The following is a 16424-nucleotide window of genomic DNA, read 5'->3' on the forward strand; positions in this document are numbered from 1 at the left end:
CGAGCAGAGTTACTACGCCGCTCTCAAACGAGAGCTTCAACCCACATAGGAGCGGCGGAGAACCTGGGGCGGTTCAGCTTCTTGTTGTCGGCGGTGGGCTTCTTTGTGTGGTGGATACCGAGCCATTCGACACCGCTGTTGACGAGCAGTTGGGTTGCGCGGTTCAGTCCGGACCCAGCTCGGTCCTCGTTCAAGTTCGGAACGAGGTCCTTGTACGAGTCAACAACGACGGTCCCCGGTTCCGCACCAGCGCGGTACTTGCTGACCTCCACGACCCACTCCGCAAACAGCTCCGGGGCATCGGCGGCATTGAAGTCGGGCGCTCCGGGATAAATCACCAAACGCTCCCCTACCAGACGCGCGGACGGCGAGTCCGGATCGACCATCCGCTTGATGGAGCGGCGAATCTGCGCCACACGGTCCATCGCGAGGTAGACCACGGGCCGTTCGTCCACTTCAACCGGGAACCCGAGTAGTGCTCCATTCCCGGAGTAGCCGAGCCTTGCGAGGACGAGCTGCTGCGCAAGCGTCGACTTCCCCACGCCGGGTGGACCTGCGATCATCAGCGACTCACCGGCAGCCCACAGCACCTCTGAACCTCGCCCCCACACGGGATCAGGTTCTGGTGCGCTGAACAGGAATTCTAGGCCCGTGACCGCGTTGCTTACTGCCCGTGCCATCACCTCCTCGGCACGCTCGCGCGCCAGCATCTCGCGGGCGAGTTCTCGGCGACGAAGCGTCGACAGTTCCAGTTGGAGCTTCTGGGCTTCGCCATCGTCAAGCGTTACATCGTCACCAGCGGCAATCGCATCAGGCACCGCGGTGAGGGGCGTTCGAGAAGGCTTGGTCATGACGCGTCCTCCGAACGGGTCCGGAAGATCAGCCGGCCATCCGGCCCTCTGGGGACGACGCCGCGCCTGCGCCCTTCTGCGACCGCCCCGCGCACCGCTCGCATGAACTCGACTTCGGCTGTAGCCGCATCGCGGGCGTGCCCATTGACCTCAGGGAAATCGGGGGAACCCCTCCGGGCCATCGTCTCGCCGTAAGACCACTGGATTGATATCAAGGCGCATGCCAGACCGGCGTGGCCCTCGGTCGCCATCATGACCGCCCGCCAGACGAGCTTTGTCATGTGCTCGTAGGCCGATGCTGCTCCGTCCGCACCGAAGCAGAACTCATCGACCAACCGGTGACGGTCGACAAGCTCCCGCAACTCTGGGGACATCTCGTGCGCGTCAGCGTCCGCCCCCGGCACCGAGTTCACCCAGTCGACAACCTCACTTTCGGGAATCGCCCGGTCCACGCTTCGCAGCACCGACCGCCTGCCTGAGATCGGCTCCGCGCCGACCTCGCGGAGGATTCGACCGAGGCGAGAAAGCCCGATTGCCGGGGCGCGACCGCGCTTGTCGCGGGCTGCGGGGTCGAGGAGGTCTACGACGACCGGGGCCGGGCTATCAGGGTCCTTCACGTTCATGGACCCTGGCAGCCGCATGATCCGGGCAAGGTCGTACACGTTGTCCACCCGCGCCCCCGGCTCGACGCTGTCGGCGACACGCTGGACGAGACCGCCCCACCGCAGCACGAGGTCAGCAACCCAACCACGATTCCGGTCGGTGACGTCGGCGGAGTCGTCGGCGGAGTTGCGCACCCGCCAATAGGCGTGGACGCCGTTCCCGGTGTGAACGACGGCAGCACACGGCGAGTCGAGCACGTCCGACAGCGCGTCCACGACCGCGAGCGCATTGTCCTCGGTGTGAAGGGTCTTATAGTCGAGGTCGCACCATAGCGCGCGAATCTTCGCCACGTCCCCGGCAGCCCGCGACACGGCTTCATCCGCCAGCGGACACACGGAAAAGTAGACGTTGTGATCGTCGGGCGGATCAACCTCTCGGAGGTCGCGCACGGCCATGATATCCGTGGGGAATCCTCGGACGGTGTCGACGCAGTACGCGAGACGGTCTGACGGTCGGTAGCCCAGCACCCGCAGGACTTCCCCGAGAGTAGGGCTCAGTGGGCGAATCGGCGTGGACGAGTGACGCTTGCCGGAGACCGGCGTTCGGGCGGATCGGTTACGTTTCTTAGCGGACACAGGGGTCCTTCCAGTAATGCGATACCCCGCCGCCAGCCAACCGGGATCGGCTGACGGCGGGGTATCGCGTGTTTTACGGGTGATGTGGCGGAGTCCGCCAGGGGCAGCGGTGGGGCTACTCGTCGTCCAGCTCGCTCAGCGGCGGGACCTCGGTGAGCTTCACGCCCGCCTCAGTCGCCTCCAGGCGGAGGATCGCGGCGTGGCGGCTACACAGGACGACCGGGATATGGACCATTCCCACCGACACCACGAACAACGGGGCGTCGAGAACGACGGGTCGCCGGTGGTCCCCCTCGACGTGCTCGAACTGCCCCGGCGATACGCACCGGTCACACGCCACGACGCGCCCCCGATGACGGGCCTGAGTCCACGTCTCCCGGTCGACCAACCGTGCGTACCGCAGAGGGTTCATACTGTGCGGGATGACGAGATGGTGTATCTCGTCGCGGATGTCGGTGTCCGAGCGTCCGTACTCCTCCTCCAGCGAGTCGTCCCCTTCGGCAAAGCCGGTCAGACGGGCCTTCACGAACGGACGGTGAACCAGCAGGCACGGCTGGGACGGGTCTCCCTCGGCGGACTGCGTGAGGAGACGCTGCACATCCTGGGAGTCGTTTGCGCCCCAGTCCGGCACGAACTCTCCCGAAGGAGGAGAGACACGCGCCCCGAGGCGTCCCGCTCGCGCCATCTCCACGAACCACCGGAGCCATTCGACTCGCCGGAACCCAGGCGAGTAGCCAGGTGTGGCGAGCTGGTCCGTCAACGCAGACGCCAGCGGCTCGCCCAGCTTCGAGTGGTGGTCGAGTCCGACTCCGAACATGAGCGCGGACGCAGCACGCTCCGCTGGGGTGAACTCTCGTGGCGTGTGGTTGTTGGCGCTCATGCGGCGTCACCGCCCGTCCCGACTCGGCGCATCGACTTGATCCAGTCGAGGACGTCAGCCTCGCTGTACCAGTTGGCCACGCCAATCCGGTGCGCGGCGAGTCGACCGTCAATGGTTGCGTACTTCACCAGTCGCTCGGTGATGGCGGGGACGCCATTCTCGCGGCAGAAGGTCGGGACATCTGCCTTTCGCATCGAAGGCATCTCCGAAGGAGTGCGTGTGGTTCCAGGGGCCTTGCTCATCGTGGTCCTCTCATAGAGAGGGGCGTTCGGTATCCAACAGCAAATTGCAGATCACGAGACACCCCAAAGCCGTACTTGAGTACGGCAGTGAAGCGGGCAGAAGCCCGCTCTTGCGTTGTCTCGTGACCCGACGAACCGTCCATTACCTGTAGGAATTAGCATCGCCGCGCTGGTTCACCATCCGTTGCGGAGAGACCTGAGGTACTCCACATGTGGCCTGAACAGTCACGCACTCTTCAGTTGTCCGCCCCGTTTCCGGGGCCGAGCTTTACTATACCGGTTCGATCCCGAACGGGCCTATAGCGACCTGAACCGTCTGGCCTGTCTGACCTGCGAAGACCTTACCGAACCGGATTCAGCCGTCTCGGGAGTACCGTTCCCTTCGTAGGCGTCGGAGACGCCGCAGGATATTCACCGCCAACCGTGCAGCCAGGGGCAGCCAAGACAGGGCGGATCAACGAACACTTCAGCCGATCCGGCTACCCACTCTTGATTCGAGGCTCACCCATGAACACTTACCGCTACCCCCAACTGACCGGCAGCGACGGTACAGCCCCCGGCGGCTACGTCACCGAGGGCGACGTCCTCGTCAACTCCACCGCCGACGGCGTAGACCTCAACGCGATCTACTCCGAGTACCGCGAGTCGCTGGAGCTGTACAACGCAGAACGTTCCGCGCTGGTGTCGCTGCTGTCGTTCTCAACCACCCGCGCATTCGACACCGTGCCCCAGGGCGCTCTGTCCGAGGGCTTCGAACTGGCGTCAGAGTTCGGCGTGCCGAAGGCAGCCGGGGTGCCGGTCGATGAGCTCCGTCTCGCGTACACGTTCGAGGACTACGACCGCGCAAGTCGGTTCACTTGGCGGGCATTGCGAGACATGACCCAAGATCAGGTGGATTCCGTCCACCGCGGCATCCTGGAGGCAAGCAACCGCCTCGTCACGACCTCAATCCTGGCGCGGTTGTTCGACCCGACCCAGGGCATCTCCCCCGAGGGCAACGCGGTCTACGGCCTCTTTAATGCAGACGGGTCATTTGTGCCCCCGTTTCTCGGTCGGTCGTGGGACCCGGCGACCACGAGCCACTACCTCACCTCCGGCTCCGACACCCTCGATCCGTCGGATGTGGAAAGCCTGATCCGCCTCGTCAAGCTCAAGGGCCACACCGCTTCCGGCCAGCGGCTCCTGCTGCTGGTGAACCCGAGCGAGTCCGAAACCATCGCCTCTTTCCGCGTGGGGGTCGAATCCGCCGACCTCACCCGCGCCCGCTACGACTTCGTGCCCTCCGGGACCGCCCCGGCGAGGTACGTCACCGAGCGACTGGAGGGCGCGGCCCCGCCGGTCGAGTACGGCGGGCTGCCGGTCATCGGGTCCTATGGGGACGCGCTGGTGATCGAGTCGATGTTCGTGCCGTCCGGGTACGTGGCGATGGCCGCCAGCGGCGGGCCGAACTCCGACCGCAACGTCGTCGGCCTCCGAGAGCACGAGAACCCCGCCTACCGGGGCCTGCGCCTCATCCCCGGCAACCAGCAGCGCTACCCGCTCGTGGAGAGCTTCTACGCCCAGTCGTTCGGCGTCGGCGTCCGTCGCCGGGGCGCAGCCGCCGTCATGCAGCTCACCGCAGACGCGGACTACACCGCGCCGACCGGCTGGAAGTGGTGACGGCGATGATCGGCGGAGACTTCCGGCGACAGTCCACCGAGGCCCAGCGCCCCCGCCGGGACGGTCGAACCCGGCGCGGGCGAGTTCTCCTGGGGGCCTGGGCTGGCTCCTCCGGGAGTTGCGCCCTACCGGGGCCGCGAGGCCTCCGAAACGCTCGCCGCAGCCCCTACGGGCAAGCGCACGAGCTAAACAATCACAGACTCCCGGCGGATACCTGCGTGCCCCGTCGGGCGCTCATGAGACTCCCTCTCAGAGCACGTCCCCCGGTTCTTGCCCCAAGCTCGCCGGGTGACGACGAAGGGCGGCTGGCCTGTTCGACTTGTCACAGCAGCCGCCCAAGCCGGAACGCCGGTCCGTCTGGTCCAGTTGACATGTCCTGGTCAGTGGCGGCGAGTCCGACAAAGCGACCCCGCTTCGGTATCGAGCCACCGGAGCGGGGTCGCTGCCGTTCGTCAGGGCATGTGCCGTGGACAGTAGACCACCATCGACATCATCGCGATATATCGAGCGGATGTGTCCGAGAGCCAGCCGTCACCCTCTATGGATTGGGCAGCAGAGGCCACCTCATCCGCAACTTGGGCAGCTGGGACCCCGCCGTCAAGCGCAGCGCAGACGGCCTCCGCCATCCCATCCAGTCGACTTAACGGAACATCTCCGGCAACTGGCCGAACGGCGGCCGCAAGCTCCGAGGCACTGCGGCTGCCGATCTCCGGCTCAACCGGTGGGCGCCATGACGTTGACGACGGAGCCTGAATTTGCAGAAGCTCCGGGCAATATTCGGCCATCGAGGCTTCAAGCACAACCGCTTCGTTCGGATAGTTCCAAGTCTCGCCAAACATAAGGTCAATATTCTCGGCGGCCTCGGACATCAAGCTGCCGCGCTCGATGATGTCGCAGCTGAACTGGGCGAAAGACTCCAGCGCCTCGGGCGGCTGCTTTCCGATGTGTGGCTCCAGCTCTGAGGCAAGGCGTACAGAGTTCCCGGTATAACTGTCTGGCCCGGTCGTTGCCGTGCTCTGGACCTCGGTCGTAGTCGCCGCCGTCGAGCCTTCGCCAGAATCCCCCGACGATGAGCACCCCGCCACGGCGAGCGCCGCAATCAATGCGACTGACGCCGCCACAAGTCTTTTCATGAGAGAAACCTTAACGGAATGTTGTCGCTGTCACTACATCGTGTCCGCACCCGCGATTAGCTCAGCGCCGCGTCTCCATCCCGCCGGTCCCCCAGCGCCGTCGTCCGCGAGGGCAAAACCCGGTGAAAACCCGTGACTGGGGGCAATTCGAGGGCGTTTCGGAGGGGTTCCGGGCCGGATCGAAGGCGACCCGAAAGCGTCTCAATCTATGCCTTGACCTGCGTGGACCCCAACAATCCTCGCAGGTCAGCGCGGTCCACACGAACCCACCCCGGTCGTTTTCAAAACCCGTCCAGTGTCGGTTCGAGTCCGACCGGGGGCACCACGTACGGCCGACCCTCTCCCGCCCTGTCCCACAGACGTGTCCCCGGACCGTCATTTGACGTCGGACGGCATGGCCCCCACATATACTCGCGTGGCATACGGCTGCTTCCCGCCGCTCTCTGCAGGGCGCCGCTTCCCGGCTCCCTGATCCGTAAGAGGAGACTCGTTGACGACCCCGAGATCCGCGGCACCCGACACAGGCGGCGACCGCGGTGGTACCGACCAGAGTGGTTCCGACGGCAGTGAACTGAGCCGCAGACAGATACTCGTCATTCTCGCGGGCCTGATGGCCGCGATGTTCCTGTCCAGCCTCGACCAGACCGTGGTCTCGACGGCGATCCGGACCATCGCCGACGACCTGGACGGGCTCAGCGCCCAGGCATGGGTCACCACGGCGTACCTGCTGACGTCGACCATCTCGACACCCCTGTACGGGAAATTGTCCGACATCTACGGACGCAAGCCGTTCTTCATCGTGGGCATCGTCATCTTCGTGGCAGGTTCGATACTGAGCTCGTCCTCCACGTCGATGTACGAACTCGCCGCGTTCCGCGGTTTCCAGGGCCTCGGCGCGGGCGCCCTGATGTCGCTGTCGCTGGCCATCCTCGGTGACATCCTCCCGCCCCGCGAGCGCGCCAAGTACCAGGGCTACATGCTGGCGGTCTTCGCCACGTCGTCGGTGCTCGGCCCGCTCATCGGCGGGTTCTTCGCCGCCACCAGCTCCATCCTGGGCATCGCCGGGTGGCGGTGGGTCTTCCTGGTCAACGTCCCGATCGGGGCGATCGCACTGACAATGGTCATCCTCACCCTCAACGTGAAGAACGTGCGGGTGCAGCAGCGGGTGGACTGGGCGGGCGCGGCCGCCATCATCGTGGCGCTCGTCCCGCTGCTGGTCGTCGCCGAGCAGGGCAGCACGTGGGGTTGGGGCTCGCCCATCGCGCTGGTGTGCTACATCGTCGGTGTTCTGGGCATCGGCGTGTTCGTCATCGTCGAGGCCCGCGCCGGCGACCACGCCCTGATCCCTTTGAGGCTGTTCCGCGATCGCACGTTCACGATCATCACCATCGGCAGCGTCATCGTGGGCATGGCCATGTTCGGGGGGCTGATGACCCTGCCGCTGTACATGCAGATCGTGCACGGCGCCGACCCCATGAAGTCCGGCCTCATGATGCTGCCGCTCGTGGTGGGCATGATGGGCGCCTCGATCGTCTCGGGCCAGCTCATCTCCAAGACCGGCTACATCCGCGGGTACCCGATCGCCGGTACCGCCATCGCCGCGGTGGGGCTGTTCCTGCTGTCGACCATCGATGCCCACACCTCGCTGTGGCTGGTGATGGCCTACATGTTCATCATGGGGATCGGCCTGGGTAACTGCATGCAGCCGCTGACCCTGATAATCCAGAACACGGCGAGGCCCCAGGAGATCGGCGTGGCCACCGCCGCTGCCACGTTCTTCCGTCAGCTCGGCGGCACCGCCGGCGTCGCGGTCTTCCTGTCCATCCTGTTCAGTCGCGTCGGAGGGGCGATCCGCGACCAGCTCGAGATCGCGGAGAAGAACGGCAGCCTCGCACGCGGGATCCAGGAAGGTCTGGCCGACCCGTCACTGCGGCAGGACAAGGAGGCCTACTCGATCCTGGAGGCCCTCGCGGATCCCGGCGGCGGGGCGGCGGCCGGCGCGCTCGAGGCCGCGACCAAGGATTCCGCGGTGATCAACCGTCTCCCCGCTGCCGTCGCGTACCCGTTCGAGCAGGGCTACGCGCTGAGCATGTCCAGCATCTACCTGGTGGCCGGGATCCTGGCCGTCATCGCCACGGTGGTCCTGTTCTTCCTGCCCCGCATCGTGCTGCGGACGACCTCACCGCAGGCGGACGCCGCCCGGGCCGCTGCAGCGGCCGCGGCCTCCAGCACACATCCGGAGGCCGCGGAGGTCGCCGCCAATTCAGCCCCGGTCGTGGCGGACGGTCCGCAGACTCCGGACGTGGGCGGAGCAGCCGACCCCAGCGGGGCCGGAGGGGCGACGACGACGAGCAGTTCCCCGCCCGACCCGGCACGCTGAGGCGCGGACACCCGGCGGGCCTGCCCGGGCCCGACCGAGCAGGCCCGACGGCCGGAGGAACGCTACCGTCCGGCGAGCTCCCCGTGCTGACTGCGCAGCCTACTTCTCGGCGTCGGCCTTGAGGTTGGTCAGCAGCTCGTGCTGGATCCGCTTGAGGCCGGCCGGGGCGAAGGTGCGCTCGAAGAAGCCACCGACTCCCCCGGCGCCGTCCCACGAGGTGGTCATCTCGACCAGCGAACCGCCGGTGGCCTCCCGCACGGTGTAGGTCGTGGCCATGGAGGAGTTCGCGTCCTGCTCCACGAGCGACCAGTGACCGGCGGCGTCCTCGACCGTGACGCTCACCTTGACGTCGCGGCTGCGCTTCTTGGTGGCCTGGAGGTGCCAGGCGGCGACGGTGCCCTGGCCCTGCCCGCCCTCAATCAGCCGGTAGGCACTGAACTGCTCGGGCTGGATGCGCGGGCGCACGCCCGCATAGTCGGCGATAGCCGTGGTCACGGCCTCGACTGGCGCCTCGATGACGATGGTGTTGGTGGCGGTGACCCTGGCCATGTGTGGTGTTCCTCCTCGCGAGGCCCGACCTGGTCGCGGACCGGTGTTCGCCGGACCGGCACCCACGGAAGGGCGCGTCGGACAGGAACCATCCTGCCCGACGCGCCCATCACCGTGCGAGGTGCGGATCAGTGCCCGCGCCGGATCCACTCCTCCAGGTGCGGGGACTCGTCCCCGACCTTGGTGCCGTCGCCGTGCCCGGTGTGCACGAGCGTCTCGGCGGGCAGGGTGAGGATGCGCTCCCGGATCGAGGTGATGATGGTCGGGAAGTCCGAATACGAACGGCCGGTGGCGCCCGGCCCCCCGGAGAACAGGGTGTCGCCGGAGAACAGGACTCCCGCCTCGGGGACATGGAAAACACATGATCCCGGCGAATGACCGGGGGTGTTCATGACGTTGACCCGCGTGCCCGCGATCTCCAGTTTCTGACCGTCCGCGAGGTCTCCGTGGGATACGTCGGGATGGGTCTCGTCCCACAGCATCTGGTCACCGGGGTGCACCAGAATCGGGGCGTCGAGTTTCTCGGACAGCTCTGGGGCCACCGTGATGTGGTCGTTGTGGGCGTGCGAACACAGGATGCCCTTGACCTTGCGCCCGGCCACCGCGTCGATGATCGGCTGAGCGGTGTGGGCGGCGTCGATCACGTACACCTCGGAGTCGTCACCGAGGATCCAGATGTTGTTGTCCACCTCCCATTCGCCGCCGTCGAGCGCGAAGATCCCGCTCGTGACGACCTTCTCGATCCGCAGCCCTCCGGTGTGACCGGCACTGGTGTAGGTCTCGCTCACAACGTCACCACCGATCGCAGGACAGAGCCCGCCTTCATCGCATCGAACGCCGCCTCGACCGCGTCGATACCGATCCGCTCCGAGACGAACTTGTCCAACGGCAGACGTCCCTGCAGGTGCAGATCGACGAGCATCGGGAAGTCGCGCTCCGGCAGGCAGTCCCCGTACCACGAGGACTTGAGGGAGCCGCCACGACCGAAGAAGTCGAGCAACGGCATCTCGAGTCGCATCTCCGGGGTCGGGACGCCGACCAGGACCACGGTCCCGGCGAGGTCTCGCGCGTAGAAGGCCTGCTCGTAGGTCTCCGGGCGACCGACCGCATCGATCACCACGTCCGCGCCGAACCCTCCGGTGAGCTCCTGGATCGCCGTCACCGGGTCCGTCCCGCGCGAGTTGACCGTGTGGGTGGCGCCGAAGTCCTTGGCCCATTCGAGTTTGGTGTCATCGATATCGACCGCCACGATCGTCGAGGCGCCGGCGAGCCGGGCGCCGACTATGGCCGCGACGCCCACTCCGCCACACCCGATGACCGCGACCGACTGGCCACGGCTCACGCCGCCGGTGTTGACGGCGGCGCCGATGCCGGCCATCACGCCGCATCCGAGCAGGCCCGCCACGGCCGGATCGGCCGACGGGTCCACCTTGGTGCACTGACCCTCGTGCACGATCGTCTTGTCGATGAACGCGCCGATACCGAGCGCGGGCGTGAGTTCGGTGCCGTCGGTCAGAGTCATCTTCTCGGAGGCGTTGTGGGTCGCGAAGCAGTACTGCTGCTGGCCGCGCTTACAGGCCCGGCACTCGCCGCACACCGCGCGCCAGTTGAGAACCACGAAATCGCCCTCGGCCACGTGTGTCACTCGCTCGCCCACGGTCTCCACGATTCCGGCGGCCTCGTGGCCGAGCAGGAACGGGTACTCGTCATTGATACCGCCGTCGCGGTACGCGAGGTCCGTATGGCAGACACCACACGCCTGTACGCGGACGATGACGTCGTTCGGCCCGGGGTCGGGGACCACGATGTCGACCAGCTCGACCTCGGCCCCCTTGCTGCGGGCGATGACGCCCTTGACGGTCTGCGACATTGATCGCCTCTCCGCTAGATCTGAATACTCCCGCACCACTGTGTCAGAAAGCCCGACCGGTGGCGCGACAACGGCTCGCGCCCCGCCTCCCGGGTGGGAGACGGGGCGCGAGATCAGGTGTCGAGCCGGTCGAAGTATCAGACGACGACGCCGTTGCCGCGCAGCCACGGCACCGGATCGATCCACTGGCCGGCGGCGTTGCGGACACCGAAGTGCAGGTGCGGGCCGGTCGAGTAACCACGGTTGCCGACGGTGCCGATGACCTGGCCGGCGTTGACGCGCTGGCCGACGGAGACGTAGTTCGTGTCGTTGTGGCCGTACTCCAACAGCTCGCCGTCATCGGTCTGGATACGGATCCACAGGCCGTAGCCGGACGCGGGCCCTGCGGCGACGACCTGGCCGGACTTGGCTGCGTACATCGGGGTTCCGATGGGCGCCCCGAAGTCGGTGCCGTTGTGGAACGTGCCCCACCGCGGGCCGAAGCCCGAGGTGATGGGACCGTGGGTGGGTGCGTGTGCGCCCCCGACGCCCGGGATGCCCAGCGAGCCGAGCATGGACGGATCGATCGCGAAGTCGTTCGCGTAGTCCCGCAACTGCTGCTCGTTCAGCCCGATGCCCTGGATCACGCCCTGTGCCATCTCGGCGAGCTGGTCAGGATTGACCTCCGCCGACTGCGCGGAGGCGGCGGGGGCGGCGGCCATGGCGACGCCACCGGAGAGGGCTGCACCGGCGACGGCGCCGGCGACGAGGCGACCCATCCGGGCCGACGAACGAACTGCACGGTGACGGCCGGTGGCCGCGACGGAGGCATCGACACCGAGCCGGTCGGCGAGCTCGGCGAAGGGGATGCGAGTGGCGTCGGTCATCAGGGAAACCTCAAAGTCTGTTGCGGGGTAGAGCAGAGGGCCGACCGGCTTCCCCGGTGGCCTCCAAAAAGGTAACAGAACTATATCGGCGCTGTCACGCCAAAAAAACAAATAGGCACAAAGATGCCGGTCAGCGAACTGCTGACCGGCACCTACGTGACGTTATCCGACAGTGATCAGTGGTCGGCCTCGCCCATTCGGTGAACCAGGATGAAGTTCGTGGACCCCTCGACCCCCGGCACATTCCCGGCCACGAGCACGATGAGATCGTCCTCGTTGTACCCCTCCAGCGGGAGCAGCATCTCGTCGGTGACCTTGACGACCTCCGCGGTGTCGTTGATCCGATCGGTGAGGAACGTCTCGGTGCCCCACGTCAGCGCCAGCTGGCTACGGATCCTCGGGTCGCCGGTGATCGCGATGAGCGGCAGGTGACTGTGCAGACGCGCCAACCGCCGCACGGTGTCGCCGGTCGAGGTGACCGCGACCAGAGCCTTCGCCCCCAGCCGCTCGCCGATCTCCTTGGCCGAGTACGAGATCACGCCGCGCTTCGTGCGCGGGATGTGAACGAGGTCCGGCGCCGCGGTGGAGTCCGACTCGACGGCGAGGGCGATCGACGACATCGTCCGAACCGCGTCGATCGGGTACTTGCCCACGGACGTCTCCCCGGACAGCATCACCGCGTCCGCGCCGTCGAGCACCGCGTTGGCCACGTCCGACGCCTCCGCCCGGGTCGGCCGGGAGTTCCCGATCATCGACTCCAGCATCTGGGTCGCGACGATCACGGGCTTGGCGTTCTCACGGGCGATCTGGATGGCCCGCTTCTGGACGAGCGGCACCTCCTGGAGCGGCAACTCCACGCCGAGATCGCCACGGGCGACCATGATCGCGTCGAACGCCAGCACGATGGCTTCGAGGTTCTTGATGGCCTCGGGCTTCTCCAGCTTGGCGATGACGGGCGCGTGGATGCCGACCTCGTCCATGATCTCGTGCACCAGGTCGACGTCGGCAGGCGAACGGACGAACGACAACGCGATGAAGTCCACGCCCAACTCGAGCGCGAAACGCAGGTCCGCGATGTCCTTCTCACTCAGCGCGGGGACGGAGACGTTCATTCCGGGCAAGGAGACGCCCTTGTTGTTGGAGACCGTTCCGCCCTCCGTGACCAGGCAGTGCACATCCTCGCCCTCGACCCGCTCAACGGTGAGGCCGATGTTGCCGTCATCCACGAGCAGACGGTCGCCGGGGCGCGCGTCATCCGCGAGCCCCTTGTAGGTGGTGGAGACGCGCTCCTTGGTGCCCTCGACCTCCGCGACGGTGATGACCACGCGGTCACCCTCCGCCCAGACGTGGCTGCCCTCGATGAAGCGGCCGAGGCGGATCTTGGGCCCCTGGAGGTCGGCGAGCACGCCCACGGCGCGGCCGGACTCGTCCGAGGCCTGACGGACCCAGCGGTAGTTCGTCTCGTGATCGGAATGCTCGCCGTGACTGAAATTCAGTCGCGCGACGTCCATTCCGGCGTCGACGAGTTCACGGATGCCGGCTTCGGAGGCGACGGCGGGACCCAGGGTGCAGACGATCTTCGTACGACGGTTCACCCGGACCAATCTAGTCCCCTCGGTCGGACTGCCGGTGAACCGGACGTCAACGACCGGCCAACGGGGGTGCTTCCCCCGACTATCCGGTGCCGTCGCCTCCCTCCGGGCGGTGCGAATCGGCGCCGGCACGGCCGGGTGCCGAGTCGTCGGTGTTGTCCGAGGCGACGGCGTCGATCTCGTCCGCAGCCCGCAGATCCGCGGGTTCCTCGCGGCCCCGACGGGCCCGCCAGACGTAGATCAACGCCACCAGCATCACGACCACCGAGACGATGGTGTTGATGCGGAGACCGAACACGAGGGTCGCCTCGTCGGCGCGCATGAGCTCCACCCAGAACCGACCGAAGCAGTACAGCGCCACGTACAGGGCGAAGACCCGGCCGTGGCCGAGCTGGAATCTGCGGTCGACCAACACCAGGACGACCGCCACGAGGACGTTCCACACCAGCTCGTAGAGGAACGTGGGGTGGACGGTCGCGAGCACCTGGCCGGTGGATCGCCCGATGGTCTCGGAGTAGCCGTAGGTCTCGTCGTAGCGCTGATAGATCTCCAACGCCCACGGGACATCGGTCTCGCGACCGTAGAGCTCCTGGTTGAAGTAGTTGCCCAGTCGGCCGATGCCCTGCGCCAACACGATGCCGGGAGCCACGGAGTCGCCGAACGCGCCGATGGCGCGGATGCCCTGCTGCCGCAGGCCGATGTAGGCGCCGAGCGCGCCGAACAGGACGGCGCCCCAGATACCGAGGCCGCCGTCCCAGATCTTCAGCGCGTCGACGGGGTTCTTCCCCTCACCGAAGTAGCGGTACCAGTCGGTCGCGACGTGATAGATGCGGCCGCCGATCAGCCCGAAGGGAATGGCCCACAACGCGGTGTCGATGACCACGCCGGCCCGACCGCCGCGGGAGACCCAGCGCCTCTCGCCCCACCAGATCGCGACGACGATGCCGAGGATGATCCACAGCGCATAGGCGCGCAGCGGCAGCGGTCCGATCTCCCACACCCCCTGCGGTGGGCTGGGGATCATGACGGACGCCCCGGCCGGCGCACGCCCTCGGCGAGCTCGGCGGTGAGACGGCCCAGTTCCCCGAGTCCCTCCGACGCGGCGGTGATCAACGCCGAACCGACGATTACGCCGTCGGCGTACGAGGCGATCTCGGCGGCCTGGTCGCCGTTGCGGACCCCGAGTCCGACGCCACAGGCCAGACCCGAGAGCTCGCGCACACGGGCCGTGAGCACCTCGGGGGCGTCCGTGACGACGTCCCGGGCGCCGGTCACCCCCATGACGGCCTGGACATAGACGAACCCACCGGTCTGTGCCAGCGTCATGGCGAGGCGTTCCGGCGTGGACGATGGCGCGACCAGGAATACCCTGTCCACGCCATGTGCGTCGGTGGCCGCGATCCACTCGTCCGCCTCGTCCGGGATCAGGTCCGGGGTGATCACTCCGGCTCCACCGGCCTCGGCGAAGTCGGCGGCGAACCGCTCGACGCCGTACTGCAGGATCGGATTCCAGTAGCTCATCACCGCCGGCACGGCGCCGGCCTCGGCGACGGCGCGGACCACCTCGAAGGTGTCGCGAACCCGGAAGCCGGCCTCGATGGCAGTGTTGGCGGCCGCCTGGATGGTCGGGCCGTCCATCATCGGGTCGGAGTACGGGATGCCCACCTCGACGACATCGCAGCCATTGGCCACCATCGAGCGCACGGCCTCGATCGATCCCTCCAGCGTCGGATACCCGGCCGGGTAGTACCCGATGAGCGCGGCCCGGCCCTCGGCCCGGCACCGCTCGAACACGTCACTGAGAACGCTCATCCCTCGACTCCCCCGTCCGCGTACGCACCCTCGCCGTCGTCGTCGGCCTGGTGTGAATCAACCCCGGCCTCGGGCGGGGCGCCCCCGTCCAACAAGCCGAACCACCGCGCGGCGGTGTCGACATCCTTGTCTCCTCGACCCGACACGTTGACCAGGATCAGCCCGACGCCCTCGGCGGCGAGCTGGGCCGCGCCCGCGACCGCGTGCGCGGACTCGATCGCCGGGATGATGCCCTCGGTGCGGCACAGCTGGGCGAAGGCATCCATGGCCTGCGAATCCGTGACAGGGCGGTACTCGGCCCGGCCGACCTCGGACAGGTGTGAGTGCTCCGGCCCGACGCCGGGGTAGTCCAGGCCCGCGGAGATGGAATGCGACTCGATGGTCTGGCCGTCCGCGTCCTGCATCAGGTGCGCGTACGAGCCCTGGAACACGCCCGGGCGGCCGGCGTTGACGGTGGCCGCGGTCCGCCCGGTGTCCACGCCGTCCCCGCCGGCCTCGCAGCCCACGAGTCGTACCGAGGCGTCGTCGATGAACGGATGGAACAGGCCGATCGCGTTGGAGCCGCCGCCGACGCACGCGACCGCCGCGTCCGGGAGCCGGCCCGCCTGGTCGAGCATCTGCGCTCGCGCTTCCGTTCCCACGATCCGCTGGAAATCACGGACCATCGCGGGGAACGGGTGGGGCCCGGCGGCCGTGCCGAAGGCGTAGTAGGTGTCATCCGCCCGGGACACCCAGTCCCGCATGGCCTCGTTGATGGCGTCCTTGAGCGTGGCCGAGCCGATCTCCACCGCCTCGACCTCCGCGCCCAGCAGCCGCATCCGGGCCACGTTCAGCGCCTGGCGCCGCACGTCGACCGCGCCCATGTAGACCTTGCACTCGAGCCCCAGCAACGCGCACGCGGTGGCGGTGGCGACACCGTGCTGACCGGCGCCCGTCTCGGCGATCACCCGCGACTTGCCCATCCGCTGGGCCAGCAGCGCCTGCCCGAGAACGTTGTTGATCTTGTGCGAGCCCGTGTGGTTGAGATCCTCACGCTTGAGGAACACGCGGGCTCCCACCTCGGCGCCGAACCGCTCCGCTTCGTACAGCGGTGACGGGCGTCCGGAGTAGTGACGCTGCAACCGGTCCAGCTCCCCGAGGTATTCCTCGTCTGCGCGCGCCTTGCCGTAGGCGTCGGTCACCTCGTCGATCACCGCCATGAGCGCCTCGGGGACATAGCGTCCGCCGAACAGCCCCCAGTGGCCCCTCTGATCGGGCTCGTGGCCGGTGGGGGTACGCAGAACGTCCCCCATCGTGGGAAGTGGTGGCAGATCGTAGGAAGTCACGATCCCAGTCTGCCGGAAGCCTGCGCA

Annotated in this window: 15 protein-coding genes; 2 read left to right on the plus strand and 13 right to left on the minus strand. The window is 67.4% G+C overall.

Annotated features, from left to right (window positions below; all coding sequences use genetic code 11):
* Positions 1-23 precede the first annotated feature (23 nt).
* The 4 genes from K3888_RS15905 to K3888_RS15920 all read right to left on the minus strand — a co-directional run bounded on the left by K3888_RS15905 (position 24) and on the right by K3888_RS15920 (position 3163).
* Positions 24-851 carry an AAA family ATPase gene (locus K3888_RS15905; RefSeq protein WP_230931263.1) on the minus strand — a complete coding sequence of 276 codons (828 nt, stop codon included), beginning with the start codon at positions 849-851 and terminating at the stop codon, positions 24-26.
* On the minus strand, positions 848-1909 hold the full coding sequence (locus K3888_RS15910; protein WP_230931264.1) for a hypothetical protein: 1062 nt from the start codon (positions 1907-1909) through the stop codon (positions 848-850). The genes K3888_RS15905 and K3888_RS15910 overlap by 4 nt, the downstream gene beginning before the upstream one ends.
* Positions 1910-2204: 295 nt before the next feature.
* Positions 2205-2969, minus strand: coding sequence for a hypothetical protein (locus tag K3888_RS15915; protein ID WP_230931265.1), 765 nt, complete (start codon positions 2967-2969; stop codon positions 2205-2207).
* Positions 2966-3163 carry a hypothetical protein gene (locus K3888_RS15920; RefSeq protein ID WP_230931266.1) on the minus strand — a complete coding sequence of 66 codons (198 nt, stop codon included), beginning with the start codon at positions 3161-3163 and terminating at the stop codon, positions 2966-2968. The genes K3888_RS15915 and K3888_RS15920 overlap by 4 nt, the downstream gene beginning before the upstream one ends.
* Positions 3164-3718: 555 nt before the next feature.
* Between K3888_RS15920 and K3888_RS15925 the strand changes: the two genes are divergently transcribed.
* A complete protein-coding gene (locus K3888_RS15925) occupies positions 3719-4870 on the plus strand; it encodes a hypothetical protein (RefSeq protein ID WP_230931267.1) in 1152 nt (383 codons plus the stop codon).
* Between the two features lie 452 nt (positions 4871-5322).
* Here K3888_RS15925 and K3888_RS15930 read toward each other — a convergent pair whose 3' ends face one another.
* On the minus strand, positions 5323-6003 hold the full coding sequence (locus tag K3888_RS15930) for a DUF732 domain-containing protein (protein WP_230931268.1): 681 nt from the start codon (positions 6001-6003) through the stop codon (positions 5323-5325).
* 490 nt (positions 6004-6493) lie between these two features.
* Between K3888_RS15930 and K3888_RS15935 the strand changes: the two genes are divergently transcribed.
* On the plus strand, positions 6494-8383 hold the full coding sequence (locus K3888_RS15935; RefSeq protein WP_230931269.1) for an MDR family MFS transporter: 1890 nt from the start codon (positions 6494-6496) through the stop codon (positions 8381-8383).
* A 99-nt stretch (positions 8384-8482) separates the two neighbouring features.
* On the opposite strand, the gene K3888_RS15940 is transcribed toward K3888_RS15935, so the two are convergent.
* From K3888_RS15940 to trpB, 8 genes are all read right to left on the minus strand, one after another.
* Positions 8483-8932 carry an SRPBCC family protein gene (locus tag K3888_RS15940; RefSeq protein ID WP_230931270.1) on the minus strand — a complete coding sequence of 150 codons (450 nt, stop codon included), beginning with the start codon at positions 8930-8932 and terminating at the stop codon, positions 8483-8485.
* 128 nt (positions 8933-9060) lie between these two features.
* Positions 9061-9720, minus strand: a complete 660-nt coding sequence (locus tag K3888_RS15945; RefSeq protein WP_230931271.1) for an MBL fold metallo-hydrolase — start codon at positions 9718-9720, stop codon at positions 9061-9063.
* A complete protein-coding gene (locus K3888_RS15950; protein WP_230931272.1) occupies positions 9717-10802 on the minus strand; it encodes an S-(hydroxymethyl)mycothiol dehydrogenase in 1086 nt (361 codons plus the stop codon). The genes K3888_RS15945 and K3888_RS15950 overlap by 4 nt, the downstream gene beginning before the upstream one ends.
* 137 nt (positions 10803-10939) lie before the next feature.
* Complete coding sequence (locus tag K3888_RS15955; protein ID WP_230931273.1) at positions 10940-11668, minus strand: M23 family metallopeptidase; 729 nt, start codon at positions 11666-11668, stop codon at positions 10940-10942.
* A 176-nt stretch (positions 11669-11844) separates the two neighbouring features.
* Positions 11845-13263 (minus strand): pyruvate kinase, encoded by a 1419-nt coding sequence (gene pyk / locus K3888_RS15960; RefSeq protein WP_230931274.1) that lies wholly within the window; start codon positions 13261-13263, stop codon positions 11845-11847.
* Positions 13264-13342: 79 nt separating this feature from the next.
* Positions 13343-14284 carry a prolipoprotein diacylglyceryl transferase gene (gene lgt / locus K3888_RS15965; RefSeq protein WP_230931275.1) on the minus strand — a complete coding sequence of 314 codons (942 nt, stop codon included), beginning with the start codon at positions 14282-14284 and terminating at the stop codon, positions 13343-13345.
* Positions 14281-15072 carry a tryptophan synthase subunit alpha gene (gene trpA, locus K3888_RS15970; protein WP_230931276.1) on the minus strand — a complete coding sequence of 264 codons (792 nt, stop codon included), beginning with the start codon at positions 15070-15072 and terminating at the stop codon, positions 14281-14283. The genes lgt and trpA overlap by 4 nt, the downstream gene beginning before the upstream one ends.
* A complete protein-coding gene (trpB, locus tag K3888_RS15975; RefSeq protein ID WP_230931312.1) occupies positions 15069-16364 on the minus strand; it encodes a tryptophan synthase subunit beta in 1296 nt (431 codons plus the stop codon). The genes trpA and trpB overlap by 4 nt, the downstream gene beginning before the upstream one ends.
* Positions 16365-16424 lie beyond the last annotated feature (60 nt).

Source organism: Dietzia aurantiaca (assembly GCF_021033825.1).
Taxonomy (GTDB): domain Bacteria; phylum Actinomycetota; class Actinomycetes; order Mycobacteriales; family Mycobacteriaceae; genus Dietzia; species Dietzia aurantiaca.

Bases quoted from the DNA above. Each gene is read 5' to 3' on its own strand.
- K3888_RS15905 (WP_230931263.1), bottom strand. From the start codon at position 851: ATGACCAAGCCTTCTCGAACGCCCCTCACCGCGGTGCCTGATGCGATT.
- K3888_RS15910 (WP_230931264.1), bottom strand. From the start codon at position 1,909: ATGGCCGTGCGCGACCTCCGAGAGGTTGATCCGCCCGACGATCACAAC.
- K3888_RS15915 (WP_230931265.1), bottom strand. From the start codon at position 2,969: ATGAGCGCCAACAACCACACGCCACGAGAGTTCACCCCAGCGGAGCGT.
- K3888_RS15920 (WP_230931266.1), bottom strand. From the start codon at position 3,163: ATGCGAAAGGCAGATGTCCCGACCTTCTGCCGCGAGAATGGCGTCCCC.
- K3888_RS15925 (WP_230931267.1), top strand. From the start codon at position 3,719: ATGAACACTTACCGCTACCCCCAACTGACCGGCAGCGACGGTACAGCC.
- K3888_RS15930 (WP_230931268.1), bottom strand. From the start codon at position 6,003: ATGAAAAGACTTGTGGCGGCGTCAGTCGCATTGATTGCGGCGCTCGCC.
- K3888_RS15940 (WP_230931270.1), bottom strand. From the start codon at position 8,932: ATGGCCAGGGTCACCGCCACCAACACCATCGTCATCGAGGCGCCAGTC.
- K3888_RS15950 (WP_230931272.1), bottom strand. From the start codon at position 10,802: ATGTCGCAGACCGTCAAGGGCGTCATCGCCCGCAGCAAGGGGGCCGAG.
- K3888_RS15955 (WP_230931273.1), bottom strand. From the start codon at position 11,668: ATGACCGACGCCACTCGCATCCCCTTCGCCGAGCTCGCCGACCGGCTC.
- lgt (WP_230931275.1), bottom strand. From the start codon at position 14,284: ATGATCCCCAGCCCACCGCAGGGGGTGTGGGAGATCGGACCGCTGCCG.
- trpA (WP_230931276.1), bottom strand. From the start codon at position 15,072: ATGAGCGTTCTCAGTGACGTGTTCGAGCGGTGCCGGGCCGAGGGCCGG.
- trpB (WP_230931312.1), bottom strand. From the start codon at position 16,364: ATGGGGGACGTTCTGCGTACCCCCACCGGCCACGAGCCCGATCAGAGG.